Source organism: Streptomyces amritsarensis, from assembly GCF_001953875.1.
Classification (GTDB): Bacteria; Actinomycetota; Actinomycetes; order Streptomycetales; family Streptomycetaceae; genus Streptomyces; species Streptomyces amritsarensis.
Genome location: NZ_MQUR01000064.1, coordinates 1 through 18,729, shown reverse-complemented (window position 1 = coordinate 18,729; position 18,729 = coordinate 1). Strand labels below are relative to the sequence as shown.

The following is an 18,729-nucleotide window of genomic DNA, read 5'->3' as shown; positions in this document are numbered from 1 at the left end:
GTCAGCAGGGGCGGACCGGCCGGTGGTCGTGGACGAAGCGGGCCGAGACCCAGCCCTTGGAGCCCTGGAGGCGGTACCACAGGGGGTTTCCGTCCACCCACCCGCCGCGGGTCTGGCAGGTGAGGAGCACCCGCTGCCCCGGGCGGAGCGTCTTGACGACGCCGGAGTACACCGTCGGCTTCTGGCGCACGTGGAGCGGCGCGTCCGAGACCACCTCGCCGACCGGGTACGCCGCCCGGGGCGCGGCCGGGGCCGGCGCGGGGGCCCCCGGCTGCTGGGCGGCCCATCCCGCGCCGCCCATCGGGCCGAGTGCCAGCCCCGCCACCAGCGCGCACGTCACTACGGACTTCTTCATCTCCGGCCCCGCTCTCCACGACATCGTCGGACGGGCGTGCCACGACGGACCGCGGCCGGCCGAGAGCACCCGGTACGACTATCCGCCCGGAGGCGGGAGCTTCCCGCCCGACACGTCCGCCGTTCCCCCCAATGGCCCGCACGGCTGTTTCGGAGCCGGACGAACGAGCAGACGCGCCATGGCACCCGGTGTTGCCGGTGCCGCTCCGGCCGGACGGTGCCGTCCCCGGCCCCGGCCGCCCCCAGCCCTCCTCCAGAGACGAGTCGCCATGGACCACCGGCCCCGCTTCCCCGAGCAGGAACTGACCTGGACGACCGGGATCCACCAGGTCCGCACCCGGCTGCGGTTCCCGCTCCGGGCCACGTTCCACTGGTCCGCCCGTTCCCCGCTGGCAGTCGGGCTCACCTTCCACCAGGTGGGGGCCGACGACGTGACCTGGGTGATCGGCCGCGACCTCCTGGCCAGGGGGCTGCGCACCCTGGCGGGTACCGGAGAGGTGCGGATCCGGCCGACCGCCGGACCCGGCCGCACGGCTGAGGTCCTGCTCCGGCTGGGGGCGGCGCCGCCGTACGCGCTCTTCGTGCTGGACCGGGCGGGACTCGCCTCATGGCTGGAGAAGACCTGGGCGGCGGTACCGGCCGGCACCGAAGCGGAGCGCCTGGACTGGGCGTTCTTCGAGGGTCTGCTCGCGGACCGCTGGGGGGCGTGACGGCCCCCACCGCGGGTCACAGCAGGGGCAGGGCCCCGTCGCCGTCGGGTACGCCGTCCGCGGCATCGCGGGCGGGCGCCGCCGCCGGCGTGCTCAGCGGCCCCGCGAGATAGGCCAGGAGGCCGGCGATCTCAAGGCCGGCCTCCGCCGGGTGGCGGAAGCGCGCGCCGGGGGCGATGGCGTAGCGGTTGCGCCGGCCGTCCCGGGTCCGTGTGAGATACCCGTCGGTCTCCAGGTCCGTGACGATCGCCTGCACGGTGCGCTCGGTGAGGTCGCAGCCCGCCGCGATGTCGCGCAGCCTGACTCCCGGGTCGCGCGCGATGGCGATCAGGACCCGGGCGTGGTTCGTCAGGAAGGTCCAGTGGTTCCGGCGGGAACCCGTGTGCTCGTTCTCCACTCCGACATTCTTGAGTGGCGAATCGCGAAAGGCAAATCCAGAAAAGCTTTTCCGGTATAACTTGACGTGTGTCCGGGCTCCCGGCAGGGTGCAGGGAAGCGGAAGGGGACTTCCGCACCGACCGAGCAACGAGCGAGCAATCGCGCAACGCGCCGCAAGCACCTGTGCCCAAGGAGCGAAGACGATGACCATCACGGCCACGACCGAGGCCACGACCTCGACGACGTCCCCCCCTACGGCCGCCGCCCCGGACGGCGGCGCCGTGGCCGCACCCGCGCTGAGCGGGCTGCCCGAGGTGCCCTGCCCCCGGGAGCTGTCGACCTGCGACGCCCGCGAGCTGACCCGGGTGTTCTTCGAGCGGCTGCGGAGCCTCGAAGAGGGCACCCGCGAGTACCAGTACGTCCGCGGGACGCTGATCGAGATGAACATCTCCCTGGTGAACTTCGCCGCACGGCCGTTCCGCGACCGCCCCGGCGGCCCCGAGAACGAGGACATCGTCCAGGTCGGCATCATCGGCCTGATCAAGGCCATCGACCGGTACGACCCCGAGCGCAACACCCAGTTCACCACGCTCGCCGTGCCCTACATCACAGGTGAGATCAAGCGCCATTTCCGCGACACCACCTGGGCCGTGCGGGTCCCCCGCCGACTCCAGGAGCAGCGCCTGCTGCTGGCCAAGGCCACGGAGGAGCTGACCTCCGAGACGGACCACGCGCCCACCCCCGCGGAACTCGCCGCCCACCTCGGCCTCACCGAGGACGAGGTCCGCGAGGGCCTGATCGCCGCCAACGGCTACTCCACCCAGTCCCTCGACGCGCCCCACCAGGGCGAATCCGACGGTACGGGGACCCCCGCGGGCGCCCGGCCCGCCCGCTCCCTGGCCGACACCGTCGGCGGCGTCGACCCCGCCCTGGAGGCCGTCGAGGACCGGCACGCCCTCGCCCCCCTGCTCGCCGGCCTGGACGAGCGCAGCACCCGCATCCTGGAGCTCCGCTTCGGCCAGGAGATGACCCAGGCGGAGATCGGCGAGGCGGTCGGCCTCTCCCAGATGCACGTCTCCCGCCTGCTCAACCGCACGCTGGAGACCCTGCGCGAGGAGATGCTGCACGACTGACCGCGGTCCCGAGGACCTCAGGGGGCCGGGCGTCCCCTCCGCGCCCGGCCTCCCCGACCCGTTCCCGAGACCGGACACCGGGGAGTCATGAACAGTTTCGTCCGACTGCTGGCCGTCCTGGGCGGCTCCGTCGTGCTCACGCTCGTCGTGGGCCGCCTCACCGACCTGCTGCTGCGGCGGGCGGATGCCCGCCACCCCGAGACACCACTGTGGAACATGCTGCGCCGCTGCGGACCGTCGGTGCGGGTGCTGCTCTTCACCGCCGTGCTGCGTGCGGCGTACCGCCAGATCGCATGGCAGCCGCTGCGCGACCACGAGGCCGCCGTGGGCCGGACCCTGACGCTGGTCCTGATCGGGGCGGGCGCGTGGTGCGTCGTCGGCGTCGCCTCCGCGGTGGTCGAATCCTCCTACGCCCGCTACGCGTTGGGTACCCGCGACCCCTCACGCGTGCGCCGCGTCCGCACCCAGGTGACGCTCATCAGGAGGATCGTCACCGCCGTCGTCGCCGTGGTCGCGGCGGCCGCGATGCTGCTCACCTTCCCCGCCTTCCGGGCCGTCGGCACGTCCGTCCTCGCTTCGGCCGGCATCATCGGCATCGTTGCGGGCGTGGCCGCCCAGTCCACCCTCGGCAACGTCTTCGCCGGATTCCAGATCGCGTTCGGCGACATGGTGCGCCTCGGCGACACCGTCGTCGTCGAGGGGGAGTGGGGCGTGGTCGAGGAGGTGACGCTCACCCTGATCGCCGTGCGCACCTGGGACGAGCGCCGGATCACCATGCCCGTCTCGTACTTCACCTCGCGGCCCTTCGAGAACTGGTCCCGCGGCGGCATCCAGATGACCGGCACGGTCTTCCTCCACTGCGACCACACCGCGCCGGTGGCCCTCATGCGCGAGAAGCTGAGGGAGATCCTGGACGGCTGCGAGGCGTGGGACGGCCGGGGCTGGGACCTGTCCGTCACCGACACCACCCCCACCACCATCGTGGTGCGGGCGATCGTCACCGCCAAGGACCCGGACGGGCTGTGGACCGCCCGCTGCGAGGTGCGCGAACAACTCGTCGCCTGGCTGGCCGAGAAGCACCCCTACGCCCTGCCCCGCGTCGCCACCTCCACGGCCGTCCCGTCGCCCCGCACGGAGGCCCGCGCGGACCTCAGGCCGCCAGCGGGGTGAACGGGTACAGCCCGTCCGCACCCGGCTTCACCACGCCGTAGCTGCTCTCCGGCACCTCGTTCCACGCGCCGGGCAGATCGCCGAGCGGCTCGGACACCACCAGGCGGGTCTCGTCGGACGCCTCCTGGAGGAACCGGATGTCGGGGTGCAGCCTGCGCAGCGTGTCCACCCGGCTGCTGTAGAACAGCGAGCGCGACGCGCCCTGGCTGGAGTAGCGGAAGGCCCATACGGCGGTGCCGTCGGTGACGGCCACCGTCATCTGCATCGGGTACTCCACGCCGTGCTCGCGGCCGACCCGCTCCACCACGCCCACCATCCTGGCGACCGCGCCCGGGGGGTCCTCCTCCAAGCCGTAGGTGAGCGCCAAGTAGAACATCACCTCGGAGTCCGTCGTCCCCTCGATCTCCCCGAACAGCACGGGGTCGACGAGCAGGGCGAGGTCGCGCCGCATGGCGTGGAAGCCGGCGATGGCCCCGTTGTGCATCCACATCCACCTGCCGTGCCGGAACGGGTGGCAGTTCGTCTGCTGCACCGCCGTCCCCGTCGACGCCCGGATGTGGGCGAAGAACACGGGGGAGGTGACGTGGTCGGCGAGCTCCCGCAGGTTGCGGTTGTTCCAGGCGGGGCCGACGTCCCTCATGAGGGCGGGCGTTCCGTCGCCGCTGCCGCCGTCCGGATACCAGCCGATGCCGAAACCGTCGCCGTTGGTCGTCTCCACACCCAGCTTCGAGTGCAGGCTCTGGTCGATCAGCGAGTGGGCGGGTTTGTACAGGATGGTGTCGAGCAGCACGGGGGTTCCCGAATACGCCAGCCACCGGCACATGTGCATCACCTGACTCGTCCGCCCCGTCCGGTCGGCCGTGCCGCGGGCCGGCCGGGGCCGTACCCGCCCGCGTGGGCGCCCCGTCGCCCCTGTCATTCTCCCGCCGCCCGACGGGCGCCGCACGTGGGACGGCCGCCCGCCGGACGGCGCGGCGGCTACCAGCCGAAGCGGCGGTCGACCACGGCCGCGAACTCCTCGAAGGTCAGTACCCGGTCGCCGTTCTGGTCGGCGGCGTCGAAGAGCGCCGAGGACTCCTCGGTGTCCCCCACACCCCAGAAGGGGATCGCCCCCTGCGCGGCGAGGGTCGGCCCCTTGGAGCGCAGGGCGCCGATGACCTCGGCCCGTGTCAGGGTGCCGTCCTGGTCGAGGTCGAGGGCGTCGAACAACCGACGGGCCTTCTCACTCATCACATGTCCTCTCCGCGGTGCACGCGCCGTCCGGGCCGGCGGGTCCTGTCATCAAGGACGCGGCGGGCCCCCGGCAGGTTGCCGCGCCCGGGGCCGGACCTGGAACCGGCTCCGGGGCGGACGGGGGCGGACGGGGCGGACCGGGGCGGACCGCGCCAGTGCGCCGCCGGGGTACTCCCGCGCGCGGGTCGGCCGCCCAGGCCTCCGTGCCGCCCGTGAGGCCCTGACGCGGGGATGCCGTGGGACGCCGGCGTGCGGGCCGCGCCGGGCCGGACACGGCCGGCCCCCTCCTCCTCACCAGGTGACGTGCAGCGTCTCCGGCGAGCGGTGGATCAAGGTGGGCCGCATCCGCGGCCGCGGCCGGCCGGGAGCCGGCCGCAGCCCCGGCAGGCGGCTCGTGAGCAGTTCGAGCGTCAGGCGCAGTTGTTCGCGCGCGAGCCGGGATCCGGGACAGCCGTGCGGACCGTGCCCGAAGGCGAGGTGCTGCCGGTTCACCGGGCGCGTGATGTCGAACTCGCCGGGCCGCTCGTAGCGTTCCGCGTCGCGGTTGGCCGCCCCGTACGCCACCAGGACGGCGGCCCCGGCCGGCAGTTGCGTGCCGCCCAGGGACACCGGGCGGGTGGTGGTCCGCCGGAACGCCTGGATGGCGGTGTCGTGGCGGGCGGCCTCCTCCACCGCCGCCGGGATCAGCGAGGGGTCGGCGCAGAGCATCCGCCACTGCCGCCGGTCGTCGTCGAGCAGGTGCAGCAGGGTGGTGCCGATGAGGGCGCCGGTGGTGAGGAATCCGGCGATCAGCAGGTTCTGCAGGCTCGCCACCAGCTCGTGGCGCTGCTCCAGGGTGAGCTCGCCCGTACCGGGGGCGAGGGCGGCCACCATGATCGAGCACAGGTCGTCCCGGGGATCGGCGCGCCGGTCGCGCACGTACCCGTCCAGCAGGTGCTGGAGGGCGACCACGTCCTCGGCGGCGGCCGCCTGTCCCTCCGGCGGCAGCGGCCGGAAGAGCAGCTCCTCGGCCCGGTGTCCGCCGTGCACGGCCGCGGGCACATCGGCGGGGTCCAGCCCGATCAGCCGCCCGACCACCATCCCCGGCAGCCGCTGCGCGTACGCCTCCACCAGCTCCGCGAACCCGTCCGCCGCGAAGCCGTCCACCAGCTCGACGGCGCACGCGCGCACGTACGGGAGCAGCGCCGCCACCCGCGCGGCCGACAGACCCCGGTTCAGCGGGGCCCGGTGCCGGCGGTGGGCGGCGCCGTCCGAGGACACGACCGTGGGCCGGGGCCCGAAGCCGCGCGGCAGGACGCCGAGCGCCGCCTCCGAGAGCGGGACGTCCGGCAGCAGGGAGTTCGCGGAGGAGAAGTCCTCCGCCCGCAGGAGCACCTGGCGTACCTCGCGGTCGCGGGCGACCAGCCACGCGTCGAACTCGGGCACGTACGTCAGCCCCTCGGCCCGGCGGGCACGGTCGTACAGCGGGTACGGGTCGCGGTAGAGCTCGTCACGCCGCGCCTGGTCGTCGTGCCACCCCAAGAGGACCTCCGGATCACGGTCGGGTCGGGTCGGGGCGGGCGCCGCAGTGGGCGGCCTCCGCCGCGCCGGGCCATCCTGCCCGAACCCGACCGTGCCCGGTAGGGCGCAAGGCCCCCGCTACGGCCTGGCGTTGAGCTCGGCGACGATCGAGGCGGGGGTGTGGCCGCTGCCGTCCGAGAGGCGGTGGAAGTCGACCGAGACGAAGTTCGGGTCGCGGCCCCCGGCCGCCGGCCGGCACCGCTCGGCGATGCGGTCGCGCAGCTTCGCGCCGTTGTCCAGGGCCGCCGTCAGCACGGTGGGGACGTTGCGGTGGTGGCTCATCGTGAACAGGCGCCGGAAGCCGGGCTCCTGCCGGTCCAGGGGCAGGTCGGACCACCGGCTGACGCAGGTCAGGTCGTTGCCCAGGTCCCCGAGACTCCAGAAGTTGCTCACGGTCCACGACCGGTCGTACATGACGCCCAGGTTCTCGCGGTCGGACCGGTCGGAGAAGATCAGCAGCCGCTTGCCGGAGGTGACGAGGTCGGCGACCTTCGGCCACCCGTTCTGCCGTACGCCCCACTCGTCGGGCCGGAACACCATGTCGGACAGCCCCCGGACCCGGCCGAGGGACTGCCGCAGCTGCTCGGCGCTCACGTAGTCCTCCAGGAAGACGGTCACGACCTCCTCGGGGTGGGTGGCGAGGAAGTCCACCACGGTCTGCATCGTGCCGTGGAAGGACTGGCGCGGCAGGGCGTAGGTGGCACCGGCGAAGGTCTTGCAGTCGCCGTGGCACAGGTACACGTCGCTGGGGTAGCAGTCGCTCCCGAAGCTGATGACGCACAGCCAGGTGCTGCGCTCGTACCAGTGTGTGTCCAGGCTCAGGCCGCGCACGCCGCCTTCGAGCTGGGCGCGCACCGACTCGGACTGGTTCACCGAACTCCAGCGGGAGTCCTCGTAGTTGGTGAAGGCGTTGTGGGTGGTCAGGAAGGAGACCTCGTCGAGGCGCCGGTCGCCCCAGCGGGCGGCCGCGAGGCCGGTCGGCGCGCCGGCCGCGGCCGCCGCCCGGGCCGGGGCGGCCGGGGCCGGGGCCGTGGAGGCGGTCGCGGTGGTCGCCGTCCCCAGCAGTGCCAGGAGCAGGAGGCCCACCAGGGTGCGCCGGGCGCGGCCTCTGCGGAAGAGGCCGGCCAGGCGGCCGCGGAAACCCGTGCGCTGCATGTCCATGTCAATCATGGCGGGAGGGTAGCGCGGGGCCCGTCGCGCCGCCCCCCTGCGGACGCGTACGGCCGGTAAACGACGGCGGCGGCGCACAGCCGCGCCCCCGGACGGCCGCACCGGGCGGGCGGGCCGTCCGGGACGCGTGGCCCGCCGCGCCGTCCGGCCGTCAGGTCGGCGGCGTGCACTCCCGCAGGGTGCGCCCCGGGCCGAAACCGCAGGGCAGGACCAGCGGCTCCTCGGGGCCGGCCGCGGCCTCGGCGTCCCACCCGGAGGGGGCCGGTGTGCCTGCCGGGCGACGCGCACCGCGGCCGCCCGCCCGCACGCCCGCATGTGTACGCGAACTGCTGCGGCCCCCGGTGGCCCGCGGGCCAGAGCGGATCCGGCCATTCGACGGCCGCCACCCGGGACCGCGCACGGCCGCCCGCACCGAGGGGCGGACGCCGGGCTCCGGTCACCGCTGCGGCGGTCGTCGACCTGCCGGGGGTCAGTAGCGCAGGGCCGTGCCGGTCTGTGCCGTCACGGTGCCGGACAGCTTGTGCGTACTGCGGGCCGTGCCCTGTCCGGTGCCCTTCCCGGCGACGTCGGAGACCGTCACCACCACGGTGTCGACGAGGTTGCCGCTCGTGTCCTTGAACTCGACCTGCACCGCGAAGGACTTCGTGGCGTCGTCGGTGTTCCGCACGGTCACGGGCACCGCCGTGTACCCGTCCGGGTCGGTGGCCACGGTACCCAGGGACACCTGATCCTTCGCGTCGACCCCGTCCTTGACCTCGGCGAGCTTGTCCTTGGCGACGGCGGCCGCGGACTCGGCGGCCTTCGCCGCCTCGGAGGCGGCCGACGAGACGGCCTCGCCGGCGGACCTCACCGCGGACGCGGCACTGGAGACCGCGCCGGACGGGTCGCCGTCCCCGCCCGAACAGCCCGCGGCGCCGAGCACCGCCGCCGCCAGCACCACACCTGCCGCGCCACGCGTCCACGCGACCGCCGCCACCACGCCTCCTAGGGATGTTCGGGCCTCCCAGTCAACGGCTCGGCGGCCCGGATGCCCACTGGACGGCGCATCCGGGTGAGCGGCGGTCCCGGCTCCGCGCGGCGGGCCTCAGGGGCGGTCGCCTTTCGTGGGAGCGAGCGGAGCGCCGTCGACGGGGGCGGCAGGGGTGCGGGGAGTGCCCGCGGTGCGCGGTGCGTACCGGGAGACCGCCACACCGGCCAGGCACAGTGCCCCGCCGAGGAGCGTCAGCCAGGCCGGCACCTCGGCCAGCAGCGCCCAGCTGAGCAGGACGACGATGGCCGGGACGGCGTACGTCGTCGCGCCCAGCCGGCCGGCGGGCATACGGGCCAGGGCGTAGGTCCACGTGGTGAAGGCGAGGGCGGTGGGGACCACGCCCAGGTAGACCATGTTCAGGGTCGCGGAGGCCGGCGCCCGGGGGAGTTCGTCGAGCAACTGCCCCGTGAAGGGCAGGCAGACCGCGGCGCCCGTCATGCAGCTGTAGGCGGTGATCTGGAGGGGCGTGCCGTAGGAGAGGGCGGGCTTCTGGGCGATGACACCGGTCGCGTAGGCCACCGCCGCGAGCAGGCAGAGGACGACGCCGAGGAGCGAGGTGGAACCGCCCTGCCCGGACGACATGGACAGGCCCACGACCACCGCTCCGACGAAGGAGACCGCCATGCCCGCCAGCAGTCGCGGCGGCAGCGCCTCGCCGAGCAGGCGGGCCGCGAGCAGCGCCATCAGGATGGGGCCGGTGTTCACGAGCAGGGAGGCCGTGCCCGCGTCGACCAGTCGTTCACCCCAGTTCAGCGCAATGGTGTAGCCGCAGAACCACACCACGCCGGAGACCAGGATCCCGCGCAGGGCCTCGCGGGGCGGCAGGCCCTGGCGGCGGATCAGGAGCAGGACGCCGAGCACCAGCGAGGCGGCCAGCAGTCTGCCGAGGGCCAGAGCGCCCGGGGAGTACGCGGCACCGGCGCTGCGGATGGAGACGAAGGCGGAGGCCCAGGCGAACACCGTGAAGGTGACGGCGCCGGCCGTGAGGACGCCGGGAGGTACCGGACTCGAGCGGAACGTCATGCCGCCACTCTACGACCGCAACATTTCGGCGTCGACCGAAATATCGGGGGAGTGTCGACCGGCATGGCCACCGCAGTGCCCGTCGAGATCACGCCGCTCGGGGACAGGGCCTACGCCCAGGCCTGCCGGGTGATCCCCAACAGATCACCGAAGGCCCGCTCGCCCGCCGCGGTCACCTCCAGGGCACGCCCGCCGCCCGCCGGACGCACCACCCACCCCTCCTCCAGCGCCCGCGCGCACAGCCGCGCCCCCGCCAGGCCGCCCAGGTGGCGGCGCCGCTCCGTCCAGTCCAGGCAGGAACTCGCCGGCCGTCTGCGCCCCTCGCCGGCCAGGGCGATGCCCGCCTCCGCGCACCACTGCCGGCCGGCCTCCGTCAGCTCGAACACGCCCTCCGTGCGCAGCAGGCCGCGCTCCTCCATCGCGTCGGTCACCGCCATGCCCAGCCGTCCGGCGAAGTGGTCGTAGCAGGTCCGGGCCCGGGCGAGGGGATCCGGTGCGCCGACCACCGGCACGGCGTGGGCGGCGTCCCGGTCCGGGACTGCGTAGGTGGCGAGTCCGTCGAGCAGACGGGCCGTCGCGGCGTCCGCCACGCGCACGTAGCTGTGCCGGCCCTGCCGCTCGGTCACGCAGATCCCGGCATCGAGCAGCCGGGTGAGGTGGCCGGAGACGGTGGACGGAGCCACCCCCGCGACCCGGGCCAGCTCGCCGGCGGTCCAGGCGCGCCCCTCCAGCAGCGTCATGCAGATCGCGGCCCGCGTCTCGTCGGCCAGCGCGGCGGCGAAGGCCGCCAGGCGGGCCGCGGGGGCCGGGGCGTCCGCCGCAGCCCCCGGAGGCAACTCGTTCATGCATCCAGGATGCCCCATGATTTCGGCATACGACGAACAATGCGCCGCCTGGGTTCAGTGGCCGGCCGCGGCCTTCACCAGGGCGACGGCCAGGCCGATCGCCGCGTCGAGCGCGCCGGCCAGCACGGCGACCACCGCCCCGCTGCCCATGCGGACGCCGCCGTACCAGCCCCAGCCGAAGAGGCCGGCGACACTCACGCCCGCCGAGGCGTACAGGGCGGTCTGCAGGGCCATCACCCCGAGGGCGGAGGCGGCGATCAGGATCAACGGCCCGACGGCGGACAGCAGCAGGGGACTGCTGACCCACAGCATGTGCCGCAACTCGCCTCCGGTGGCGAGCCGGGAGTGGACCACGCGGTGGGCCTGCTGATCGGCGACGAGGGCCGCCAGCCACAGACCGACGGCGGCGGTCAGCACCGTCGCCGCCGCCCCGGCGGCGCCGGCGTGCTCCGACACGGCCAGACCGATCACGACGGAGATCATGGTGATGGTCGCGTACCGCCGCTCCTTCAATCGGGCGGTGGCAGCGGCCGCCTCCTCGGCGGGTGAGGCGGCGGCATCGGCATGATCCATGCTGCCAGCCTAGGAGCGCTGCGGCCGGGCGCGGGTGACCGCCGGACCCCGGGCGTGCCCTCTGTCGTGGCGGCTCTCCCCGGGCCACACTGGTGGCTCCGGGGCGCAAAGCCCCCGTCACGAGGAGGCGGTGACGCGGTGTCGGAAGACCCAGTGGAGCAGCCCGCTCCGGTCGTACGGCCCGAGGTCTGGGAGACGTACGGACCGGCCGACCTCAGCGCCGTGCCGGTGTTCGCCGGAGGGTTCATCAACTTCGGGTACTGGCACGGTGTCGACCTCGACCGGCCCCTGTCCCAGGACGACCGGATCCGCAGCGAGCAGGACCTCTACCGGCACGTGCTCGACGCCGTCGCCCCCCGCGGCGGCCGCGCCGTGGAGATCGGCTGCGGCCTCGGCCTCGGCTGCGCCCTCGCCCTCGACGAGTACGGACCCGCCGCGGTCACCGGCGTCGACATCCACCCCCAGCAGCTCCGGCGGGCCCGCGAGGCGAACTCCCCGCTCCTCGCCGCGCGCCCGCAGCGGCTGCGCTTCGTCCTCGGGGCCGCGGAGAGCCTGCCGCTCGCCGACGCCGAGTTCGACTGCCTGTACAGCGTCGAGGCGGTCCAGCACTTCCCGGACCTGTCGGCCTTCGCCCGCGAGGCGGCCCGGGTCCTGCGCCCCGGCGGACGGGTGGCGGTCGCCGGCTTCTTCAGCGTCGACGGCGTGCCGGCGCCCCAGGAGCGGCTCGCCGGCCTGCTCGAGACGTTCGCCAGCGGACTCGACATCGCCCGGCCCGTCTCCCGCCTCGCGCAGGCCCTCACCGGAGCCGGCTTCGCCGACGTCAGGGCCGACTCCATCGGCCCGCAGGTCTGGCCCGGCTGGGACCGCTGGCTCGCCCGCCTCTGGGCCCCCGGCACCTGGCCCCGCAACTTCATGACGGCCTGGGAGCAGCAGATCCTGGACTACTACCTGGTCACCGCCGCCCGCCCGGAGGCGGCGCAGGGGCCGTGCCCTGCCCCGCCAGGGTGATCGCCGACCCGCGACGTTCACCATGCGGACGCATGTGCGGATCTTCCGGCCGTAACGAAACCCGCGACGGAGGTGTCAAAGCAGTGGAGGTCGGAAGGAGCCCGGGTGTGAGTGCTCAAGGGGACCCCGGCGGTGCGGGCGCCGACGGTGCGTCCGGCGCAGGGGACCGGCTGCTGGCCGTGCGGGCGGCGGAAGGCGACGAGGAGGCGTTCGAGGTGCTCGTCCACCTCCATGGAGCGGCCATGCTCCAACTCGCCGAGCGCCTCATGGGAACCCGCACGGAAGCCGAGGACGCCGTACAGGACGCCTTCGTCAGCGCCTGGCGGAAGCTACCCGAATTCCGGGGCGAGGCGGAATTCGGCACATGGCTCCACCGCATCGTCACCAACCGCTGCCTGAACCTGCTGCGTGCCCGCAGACCGGCCGCCGACCTCGACGCGGTCCCGGAGCCGGCCGCTCCGGAGCACCAGTCGTCACCCGTCCGGGCCGCCGAATCGCATGCGGCCGCACATGACCTCGACCGTGCGATGCGCTGCCTGTCCGCGGAGCAGAGGGTGTGCTGGGTCCTGCGCGAGATCGAGGGCAGGCCCTACGAATCGATCGCCCGGACGGTCCGCATCAGCCCGGAGGCGGTCCGCGCTCGCGTCTTCCGGGCCCGGCGCGTGCTGACGGAGGCGATGGCCGCATGGCGATGAACCACCCCGAACCCGTCGGGCCGCCCGACGAACACCCCGACGAACACCCCGACGAGAACCCCGGTGCACGCGCCGGTGAACGCCCCGGTGACCACCCCGGCGAGGAACACGCCGAACTCCTCGCCTGCGGCCGCGACCTGGCCGCCGTGTGGGAGCAGACCGAGTACGCCGGGCGGCCCGGGCACACCGGGCGGGCCCAGGCGGACGCGCACACCCTCGGCTGCGCCCACTGCCGCGAGGCCGTGGCCGACCTGGAACGGCTCCGCACCGCCGCACTCGCCCCGACGACGGCCGACGCCGGCGGCCCCCCGGACGCGTCGGCCCTCGTCCGCAGAGTCATGGACGTGGTGCGCCTGGAACTGCGCCCCGGCCGGACCCTGCCGCTCGGCGAGGCGGACGAGGACATCTGGATGTACGAGTCCGTCGCCGCCCGCACCGTGCGCGCGGCCGCCGAGGAGGTCCCCGGCGTCCGAGCCGGCAGCTGCCGCATCGCCCCGCCCGGCGGCGGCGTCCGCGGACCGGTCACGGTGCGCCTCGAGGTCACGGTCGAATACGGACACGACCTCCGGGCCACGTCCGAAGCCGTACGCCGGGGCGCCGTCAGCGCCGCCCGCGACCGGCTCGGTCTGACCGTCTCCGCGCTCGACGTCACCGTCACCGATCTCCACGACCCTGCGCACCGGCCGCAGGGGGCCACACCATGACGACGTCACCGGCCGACGCCGTCTGCGGGGCGGTGACCGACGCCGTGCTGGCCGTGCCGGGCGTGGCCTGCCTGCGCCCGGGCCTGCGCGGCCTGCTGCAGGCGGCCGGGCGCAGGCCTGGCGCGGTGCGCGTCGCCCACGACGCCGCCGGCGCCGTCCGAGCCGTGCACATCGAGATCGTCGCCCGGGCGCAGCACCGGACCGCGGATGTGGCCCGTGCGGTACGGACGGCAGCGGCCGAGGCGGCGGCCGCGCCACCGGCGGCGGTGACGGTCACCGTCACCGGCATCGTGTGACCGGCCGCCGGGCACCCGCTACAGCGGCGGCGGACAGGTGAGGACCACCCACAGGGCGGCGAGCGACCACGCGCAGGCGGCCGCCCCCAGCACCCGCAGCCGGCGGGCCCGCCCCGGCGGGACCGGGTCCACCGGCCCCACGACGCGCACCGGCGGCGGGGCGGGCGGCACCGTCTTCCGCGGCACCGTCTTCCGCGGCACCGTCCTCGGCGCCGCCGGGCGCGGTGCCGCCTCCGCCGCGGCGGGCGCGGCGGGTCTGCCGCCGGCGGCCTGCGGCTCCTGCGGGGTGGTGCCGGTCGCGGCGGTGTGCTGGGCGAGACCCGCCAGGAACCTACGGTAGGCCTCACGCCGGACACCCCGCGGAGCCGTGCGCCCGCATTCCCAGGACCGCACGGTCGCCGGGGTCACCCCGAACGCCACCGCGACCTGCCGGGTCGTCAGGCCCCACTGCTCACGGAGCCGGCGCCGCTCACCGGGCTCCGGCAGCCCCGGCCCCGGTGCGCGCCGCGCAGAGGTCCTGTCCGCCGGGCGGGCGATCTGACGAGGTAGAAACTGATCGACTGTCATATCGGTCTGACAATCCGCTCATCCTGTCCGTGACGCGCTGTTCCGCCCGTTCATCCGAACGGCCGCTCCCGGCACCCGTACCGTGCCGGCCGGTTTCCTCGCGGTCCCTCGCGGCCGGGGAGCGGCGGGGGTCAGGGGGTGGGCGGCTCCTCCTGGAGGTAGGCGGCGATCATGGCGAGGTCGTTCGCTATGGCCACCACGTCCTGGGTGTTCGGGCCCGGGGTGGAGGCGCCGTTGACCCCGGCGTAGAAGGGGTCGAAGCGGCCGCCGCCGCGGTCCAGGTACCCGGCGATGGTGATGGCCCCGACGGCCAGCCGGTCGTTGAGGGCGTCCTCGCCGACCGCCGCCCCGGTCTTGCCGAACACCTTCCCGCGCGCCGGGCAGTCGCGGCAGTTCTCGGCCAGCAGCCCGTCGACGCCGAGGATGGGCAGGGCCTCGCGGAACAGCCGTGCGTCAGGGGTGCGCTGCCAGTACGTCAGCATCTGCACCAGCGCCTCGGGCGTGGCACGGTCGGCCGGGTTCCCGCCCCGGCCGTCCGTCAGCTGGAGCTGCCCGCGGTCGACGCCCGCCTCGTCCAGGAAGTCGGCGAGCACCGGGAAGCCGGCCTCGCACTGGCGGCTCCCGGTCGCGACGGCCATCAGGCAGATGCCCAGGTTGGCGCCCAGGTTGTGGCTGACCTTCAGGATCAGCTTGGCGTACTGGGCGTAGGGCGGGGAGGTGTACGCGGCCACCCGCGGCCGGCCTTCGTAGTCGCGGGGCAGCCGGGCGACCGGGTTGGGGCCGGCCGGGTCCGCCGTGACCTGGACCCCGGTCCGTTCCAGTGCCTGGATCAGCGCGGCACGGCCGAAGGCTGCGGGGTCGCCGATGGGGGAGGTGCGCAGCAGTGGCTCGGCGTCCGCCGCGATCGTGCCCGACAGCCGGATGCGGGTGCCGCCGTCGGTGGCCGTCACCGTGATGCCGGTCGGCTCGCCGGCCGCGACCGTCTTCACCGCCGAACTGACCTGGTACGGGGCGACCTTCGGCCGCCAGTCCAGGCGGGCGGCCGCGCCGGCCCGGTCCCCGGGGGTGGTCAGGAGGTCGATCAGGTTGTCGTTGACGATCATCGGAGTGGGGGTCGGGTCGAGGACGGGGTCGGGTGCGAAGAGCCTGCTGTCGACGATGACGTCCCCCTCCACGCGGGTGATGCCCGCGGCGCGCACCTGGCGGGCGAGTTCGTCGATGCCGGCGAGCGGGTTCTCCGGCGTCAGGGTCGCCCCCGTGAAGTCGTTGGCGTAGGTGTGGTCGAGGTCCGTGTACGCGACCGTGCCGTCGGGGCGCGTCCTGCCGCCCATGGTGAGGTCGCCCTGGGCGACGAGGTCGAGGTCGCCGGTCAGGGTGGCGCCGTTGCGCTCGCCGACCGCGTAGAGGGGGGTCACGAAGCGGTGTTCGGAGCCGAGTGTGTGCCACGGGCCGGAGACGCTGACCAGCTTGGCGGTAGAGCCGGGGATGAAGAACTGGTCGGGGAACATGCTGTGGACCACACGGCCGCCGTCCGGCCCGGTCTGCAGCAGGCCCCACTGGGCGTTGCGGTACTCCGGCTTGCGCATGATCTCCGTGATGCGCGGGTCGAGCCCGCCGGCGGGGGTCGGGGAAGGGGAGGGCGTCGGGGACGGGGCCGCCCCGGCCGCGGTACCGGTGGACGGGGCGAGGAACAGGAGCGCGGCGCAGGCGGCGGCGAGGCCGCGGCGCAGCGGTGCGGAGAGGTGCGGACCGTTCACAGCGCGCTCCGTTCGTCGCGGCTGTCTCCCCGAGGCCTGTGACCAGCGTGGCACGACCGGTTCTCGCCTGCACGTCCCCCCGTGCTCGTTCCCGCGCATGTCCGGGGCCGCGGTGTCACCGTGGGGCCGCGCCCGAACCGGTCACACGGTGTGACCTCCACCGGGCAAGATCGTTCTCAGGGCATGCGTCTGAACGTACGAACCGCCGCCCTTGCCCTGGCCCTCGCGGGCTGCGCCCTCTCGGCCGCCACCGCCGCCCACGCCGCGGGGCCCGCCTCCGGATCGGCCGCCGGCGCGGTGTCCGCGCCGGCCGACGACCCGGCCGACGAGCTCACCGACGACCTGACCGACGACGTCACCGACGTGGTCGAGGACCTGGACCTGTTGGGGGAGGACTGACAGCCGCCCCCCGAGAACGGCCGAACGGCCGACCCGCTTCGGCGGGCCGGCCGTTGTCGTCGCCCCGGAGGGCGGGGTCTCAGCCGTTGCCGTCGGGGGCGGGGCGGACCGCCTCGACGAGGGTGGCGAGCATGTCGACGGCGCTGCCGTCGTGGTCGCTGCCCGCCGTCCCGCTCCCGCTCTGGAGGTTGGCCGCGCGGTCGATCTCGACCACGGAGTCGGAGTGCGAGTTGTCGATGACGGTGATCAGGCTGCCGCTCGCGGCGGCCGGTGCCGCACCGCCGCCGATGAGGGCCACCGCGAGCGCCGCGGCGGCCCGGACACGGGCGCCGGTCACACCTTCACGCTCTCACGTGCCACGGGTACGGGGCGGTGCCGCGAGATGTTCTTGGTCAACAGCCTCGTGGACTCGCCGACCCCGATCTCCTCGCCCCCGTCCGCCGCGGGCAGCCGCCCGTCGGAGAGCCGCAGCTCGGCCAGGGCGGTGTCCATGGCCTTGTGCGCGGCGAACAGGCACGGGGTGCTGTAGATGGCCAGGTCGACGCCGAGGTCGGTCAGTTCGGTGAGCGAGAGCCGCGGCGACTTCCCGCCGGCGATCTGGTTGAACAGCAGCGGCTTGCTGCCGACGGCCTCCCGGATCCGCTGGATCCACTCCACGCTGCGGACCCCGTCGACGAGTACGACGTCCGCGTCGGTCGCCGCCAGGGCCTGCGCCCGGTGGATGATGTCGGCCTCCTCCGTCGCGTCGGTCCGCGCGACGACGACGAGGTCCTTGCGGGTCGCCAGCACCATCTCCAGCTTCTCCAGGTACTCGCCGAGGGGGAGCACCTGCTTGCCGTCGGCGTGACCGCAGCGCCGGGGGCGCTTCTGGTCCTCCAGGATGACGCCGGAGGCGCCCATCCGCTCCAGGCCCTCCACGACGTGACAGGCCACTTCGGGATCGACGTAGCCGTCGTCGATGTCGACGAGCAGGTGGTGACGGGGGAAGGCGCCGCGCAGTCGCTGGACGAAGGCCACCATGTCGGGCCAGGCGATGAATCCGATGTCGGGCAGCCCGTAGTAGGAGGCGGCGAACCCGAACCCGGACACGAACATCCCGTCGTAGTGCGCGGCCGCCACCGAGGCCGAGTACATGTCGTACACCCCGATGAGCGGCGTGGTGCCCGGCTTCGCGATCTGTTCCCGCAGCTTGTTCCCGTAAGTCATCGTTCGGTTCCTCCGAGGGGCGCATCGGCACAGGGACGGCAGAGAACCCGCGCCACCAGGGCTCTTTACCCAAAGAAGATCCTTCCTTGGGGAAGAGCAGAACTTTCACGGATGAAGCCTTTACTCACCCCTACGGCGTAGCCGGTTCACCACAGAAACGTCACTCGAGGTGCGCAGACGGCGGCGGGAACACCGCCCGGCCGCGGCGTGCCGGCCCGGCCTCAGGCCCCGGAGGGCGGCGGCATTCGGGGCCGGCGCACGGCGTCGTACCCGCCCGGAGCAGGTCCCCCCGTCCGGTCTCGGGCCGGGGGGCGCGGGCGGGGGGCCGGGCGCACGTGCCGGAGCGGGCTGCGCGCCCAGCCGCCCGGGCCCGTACGGGCAGGTCAGGCGGGTGCGAAGAGATCCGCGTGCGCCTCGTCGAGGACGAAGCCGTTGTCGAGGCGGACACGGACCGTCACCCGCGGCCCGTGCTCCCGGTGGGCTGCCCACGCGGGCTCGAGGGAGGCCACCTGCTCCTCCAGCTGCCGCCTGCTGGCAGGGGGCATCTGGTGGCCGAAGTCGTCCAGGAGCGCCTTGAGCCGTTCGTACTCGCGCACCTCGTGGCTCTGCTCCCGCTCCCGGGGCGCGTCCACCCGCTCGACGGTGCCCGCGACACCCGACGCGAGGGAGAGCGAGGCGGCGACCGCGTCCTCGCCGGCCGGGGAGCCCTCGGCCGGGACGACCGTCCCGGCGAGCCTGAGGTCTGCCGCCAGCGTGACCCGCTGGCCTTCCTGGAGCGTCATAGGTCGTTCACTTCTCCGGTCGGGACTGGGGGCGGGGCGCCCGCCGTGTCGGTGGCGCCGTCTAAGGGCTGTCCCGTAATCCCCGGTGGATGAGCGCACGGCGTCAGATGCGGTGCATCGCAAGGCGGAGGGGCGT

Annotated in this window: 23 protein-coding genes; 9 read left to right on the top strand and 14 right to left on the bottom strand. The window is 74.4% G+C overall.

Going from position 1 to position 18,729, the window contains the following annotated elements:
• Position 1 precedes the first annotated feature (1 nt).
• Entirely contained in the window at positions 2-355 is a 354-nt protein-coding gene (locus tag AVW11_RS24245; RefSeq protein WP_060177499.1) for an SH3 domain-containing protein, read from the bottom strand.
• Between the two features lie 268 nt (positions 356-623).
• Between AVW11_RS24245 and AVW11_RS24240 the strand changes: the two genes are divergently transcribed.
• Positions 624-1,064 carry an SsgA family sporulation/cell division regulator gene (locus AVW11_RS24240; protein ID WP_076045888.1) on the top strand — a complete coding sequence of 147 codons (441 nt, stop codon included), beginning with the start codon at positions 624-626 and terminating at the stop codon, positions 1,062-1,064.
• Positions 1,065-1,080: 16 nt separating this feature from the next.
• On the opposite strand, the gene AVW11_RS24235 is transcribed toward AVW11_RS24240, so the two are convergent.
• Positions 1,081-1,461: a helix-turn-helix transcriptional regulator gene (locus AVW11_RS24235; protein WP_030843601.1), complete on the bottom strand. Its 381-nt coding sequence runs from the start codon at positions 1,459-1,461 to the stop codon at positions 1,081-1,083.
• A gap of 184 nt (positions 1,462-1,645) precedes the next feature.
• Here AVW11_RS24235 and AVW11_RS24230 point away from each other — a divergent pair, with 184 nt between their 5' ends.
• On the top strand, positions 1,646-2,575 hold the full coding sequence (locus tag AVW11_RS24230) for a SigB/SigF/SigG family RNA polymerase sigma factor (RefSeq protein ID WP_060177501.1): 930 nt from the start codon (positions 1,646-1,648) through the stop codon (positions 2,573-2,575).
• Between the two features lie 87 nt (positions 2,576-2,662).
• Positions 2,663-3,745, top strand: a complete 1,083-nt coding sequence (locus tag AVW11_RS24225) for a mechanosensitive ion channel family protein (RefSeq protein ID WP_076045886.1) — start codon at positions 2,663-2,665, stop codon at positions 3,743-3,745.
• Here the strand turns inward: AVW11_RS24225 and AVW11_RS24220 are convergent.
• From AVW11_RS24220 to AVW11_RS24185, 8 genes are all read right to left on the bottom strand, one after another.
• Positions 3,726-4,568 carry a class II glutamine amidotransferase gene (locus AVW11_RS24220; protein ID WP_060177602.1) on the bottom strand — a complete coding sequence of 281 codons (843 nt, stop codon included), beginning with the start codon at positions 4,566-4,568 and terminating at the stop codon, positions 3,726-3,728. The two genes, AVW11_RS24225 and AVW11_RS24220, sit on opposite strands and share 20 nt — an antisense overlap.
• 155 nt (positions 4,569-4,723) lie before the next feature.
• Positions 4,724-4,975, bottom strand: a complete 252-nt coding sequence (locus AVW11_RS24215; protein ID WP_030843592.1) for an EF-hand domain-containing protein — start codon at positions 4,973-4,975, stop codon at positions 4,724-4,726.
• A gap of 294 nt (positions 4,976-5,269) precedes the next feature.
• Positions 5,270-6,499 carry a cytochrome P450 gene (locus tag AVW11_RS24210; protein WP_076045884.1) on the bottom strand — a complete coding sequence of 410 codons (1,230 nt, stop codon included), beginning with the start codon at positions 6,497-6,499 and terminating at the stop codon, positions 5,270-5,272.
• 117 nt (positions 6,500-6,616) lie between these two features.
• Positions 6,617-7,708 carry a PI-PLC domain-containing protein gene (locus AVW11_RS24205; RefSeq protein ID WP_143568885.1) on the bottom strand — a complete coding sequence of 364 codons (1,092 nt, stop codon included), beginning with the start codon at positions 7,706-7,708 and terminating at the stop codon, positions 6,617-6,619.
• 469 nt (positions 7,709-8,177) lie between these two features.
• The gene (locus AVW11_RS24200; protein ID WP_107423328.1) at positions 8,178-8,684 is read right to left on the bottom strand and encodes a hypothetical protein; all 507 of its coding nucleotides are present in this window, start codon (positions 8,682-8,684) and stop codon (positions 8,178-8,180) included.
• Between the two features lie 108 nt (positions 8,685-8,792).
• On the bottom strand, positions 8,793-9,761 hold the full coding sequence (locus tag AVW11_RS24195; RefSeq protein WP_060177506.1) for a DMT family transporter: 969 nt from the start codon (positions 9,759-9,761) through the stop codon (positions 8,793-8,795).
• 110 nt (positions 9,762-9,871) lie between these two features.
• Positions 9,872-10,606 carry an ArsR/SmtB family transcription factor gene (locus AVW11_RS24190; protein WP_076045878.1) on the bottom strand — a complete coding sequence of 245 codons (735 nt, stop codon included), beginning with the start codon at positions 10,604-10,606 and terminating at the stop codon, positions 9,872-9,874.
• Positions 10,607-10,660: 54 nt separating this feature from the next.
• Complete coding sequence (locus tag AVW11_RS24185; RefSeq protein ID WP_076045876.1) at positions 10,661-11,179, bottom strand: hypothetical protein; 519 nt, start codon at positions 11,177-11,179, stop codon at positions 10,661-10,663.
• 138 nt (positions 11,180-11,317) lie between these two features.
• Here AVW11_RS24185 and AVW11_RS24180 point away from each other — a divergent pair, with 138 nt between their 5' ends.
• The 5 genes from AVW11_RS24180 to AVW11_RS37495 all read left to right on the top strand — a co-directional run bounded on the left by AVW11_RS24180 (position 11,318) and on the right by AVW11_RS37495 (position 14,222).
• Positions 11,318-12,187 (top strand): class I SAM-dependent methyltransferase, encoded by an 870-nt coding sequence (locus AVW11_RS24180; protein WP_076045874.1) that lies wholly within the window; start codon positions 11,318-11,320, stop codon positions 12,185-12,187.
• 107 nt (positions 12,188-12,294) lie between these two features.
• Positions 12,295-12,882: an RNA polymerase sigma factor gene (locus tag AVW11_RS24175; protein WP_051699801.1), complete on the top strand. Its 588-nt coding sequence runs from the start codon at positions 12,295-12,297 to the stop codon at positions 12,880-12,882.
• Positions 12,873-13,586, top strand: coding sequence for an Asp23/Gls24 family envelope stress response protein (locus AVW11_RS24170; RefSeq protein WP_076045872.1), 714 nt, complete (start codon positions 12,873-12,875; stop codon positions 13,584-13,586). Before AVW11_RS24175 ends, AVW11_RS24170 begins: the two co-directional genes overlap by 10 nt.
• On the top strand, positions 13,583-13,882 hold the full coding sequence (locus AVW11_RS37190; RefSeq protein WP_030843566.1) for a hypothetical protein: 300 nt from the start codon (positions 13,583-13,585) through the stop codon (positions 13,880-13,882). The genes AVW11_RS24170 and AVW11_RS37190 overlap by 4 nt, the downstream gene beginning before the upstream one ends.
• Positions 13,883-13,919: 37 nt before the next feature.
• Positions 13,920-14,222 carry a hypothetical protein gene (locus AVW11_RS37495; protein WP_158076163.1) on the top strand — a complete coding sequence of 101 codons (303 nt, stop codon included), beginning with the start codon at positions 13,920-13,922 and terminating at the stop codon, positions 14,220-14,222.
• A gap of 358 nt (positions 14,223-14,580) precedes the next feature.
• On the opposite strand, the gene dacB is transcribed toward AVW11_RS37495, so the two are convergent.
• Positions 14,581-16,206: a D-alanyl-D-alanine carboxypeptidase/D-alanyl-D-alanine endopeptidase gene (gene dacB / locus AVW11_RS24155; RefSeq protein WP_076045868.1), complete on the bottom strand. Its 1,626-nt coding sequence runs from the start codon at positions 16,204-16,206 to the stop codon at positions 14,581-14,583.
• Between the two features lie 183 nt (positions 16,207-16,389).
• Here dacB and AVW11_RS37180 point away from each other — a divergent pair, with 183 nt between their 5' ends.
• Complete coding sequence (locus tag AVW11_RS37180) at positions 16,390-16,605, top strand: hypothetical protein (protein ID WP_076045866.1); 216 nt, start codon at positions 16,390-16,392, stop codon at positions 16,603-16,605.
• Between the two features lie 79 nt (positions 16,606-16,684).
• Here the strand turns inward: AVW11_RS37180 and AVW11_RS24145 are convergent, their stop codons facing one another.
• From AVW11_RS24145 to AVW11_RS24135, 3 genes are all read right to left on the bottom strand, one after another.
• A complete protein-coding gene (locus tag AVW11_RS24145) occupies positions 16,685-16,942 on the bottom strand; it encodes a hypothetical protein (protein WP_076045864.1) in 258 nt (85 codons plus the stop codon).
• Complete coding sequence (locus AVW11_RS24140; RefSeq protein ID WP_060177513.1) at positions 16,939-17,811, bottom strand: isocitrate lyase/PEP mutase family protein; 873 nt, start codon at positions 17,809-17,811, stop codon at positions 16,939-16,941. The genes AVW11_RS24145 and AVW11_RS24140 overlap by 4 nt, the downstream gene beginning before the upstream one ends.
• Positions 17,812-18,194: 383 nt before the next feature.
• A complete protein-coding gene (locus AVW11_RS24135) occupies positions 18,195-18,593 on the bottom strand; it encodes a hypothetical protein (protein WP_060177514.1) in 399 nt (132 codons plus the stop codon).
• Positions 18,594-18,729: the final 136 nt, after the last annotated feature.

Bases quoted from the DNA above. Each gene is read 5' to 3' on its own strand.
- AVW11_RS24185 (WP_076045876.1), bottom strand. From the start codon at position 11,179: ATGGATCATGCCGATGCCGCCGCCTCACCCGCCGAGGAGGCGGCCGCT.
- AVW11_RS24195 (WP_060177506.1), bottom strand. From the start codon at position 9,761: ATGACGTTCCGCTCGAGTCCGGTACCTCCCGGCGTCCTCACGGCCGGC.
- AVW11_RS24225 (WP_076045886.1), top strand. From the start codon at position 2,663: ATGAACAGTTTCGTCCGACTGCTGGCCGTCCTGGGCGGCTCCGTCGTG.
- AVW11_RS24220 (WP_060177602.1), bottom strand. From the start codon at position 4,568: ATGTGCCGGTGGCTGGCGTATTCGGGAACCCCCGTGCTGCTCGACACC.
- AVW11_RS24140 (WP_060177513.1), bottom strand. From the start codon at position 17,811: ATGACTTACGGGAACAAGCTGCGGGAACAGATCGCGAAGCCGGGCACC.
- AVW11_RS24230 (WP_060177501.1), top strand. From the start codon at position 1,646: ATGACCATCACGGCCACGACCGAGGCCACGACCTCGACGACGTCCCCC.
- AVW11_RS24205 (WP_143568885.1), bottom strand. From the start codon at position 7,708: ATGATTGACATGGACATGCAGCGCACGGGTTTCCGCGGCCGCCTGGCC.
- AVW11_RS24245 (WP_060177499.1), bottom strand. From the start codon at position 355: ATGAAGAAGTCCGTAGTGACGTGCGCGCTGGTGGCGGGGCTGGCACTC.
- AVW11_RS24135 (WP_060177514.1), bottom strand. From the start codon at position 18,593: ATGACGCTCCAGGAAGGCCAGCGGGTCACGCTGGCGGCAGACCTCAGG.
- AVW11_RS37190 (WP_030843566.1), top strand. From the start codon at position 13,583: ATGACGACGTCACCGGCCGACGCCGTCTGCGGGGCGGTGACCGACGCC.
- AVW11_RS24240 (WP_076045888.1), top strand. From the start codon at position 624: ATGGACCACCGGCCCCGCTTCCCCGAGCAGGAACTGACCTGGACGACC.
- AVW11_RS24215 (WP_030843592.1), bottom strand. From the start codon at position 4,975: ATGAGTGAGAAGGCCCGTCGGTTGTTCGACGCCCTCGACCTCGACCAG.
- AVW11_RS37180 (WP_076045866.1), top strand. From the start codon at position 16,390: ATGCGTCTGAACGTACGAACCGCCGCCCTTGCCCTGGCCCTCGCGGGC.
- AVW11_RS24170 (WP_076045872.1), top strand. From the start codon at position 12,873: ATGGCGATGAACCACCCCGAACCCGTCGGGCCGCCCGACGAACACCCC.
- AVW11_RS24190 (WP_076045878.1), bottom strand. From the start codon at position 10,606: ATGAACGAGTTGCCTCCGGGGGCTGCGGCGGACGCCCCGGCCCCCGCG.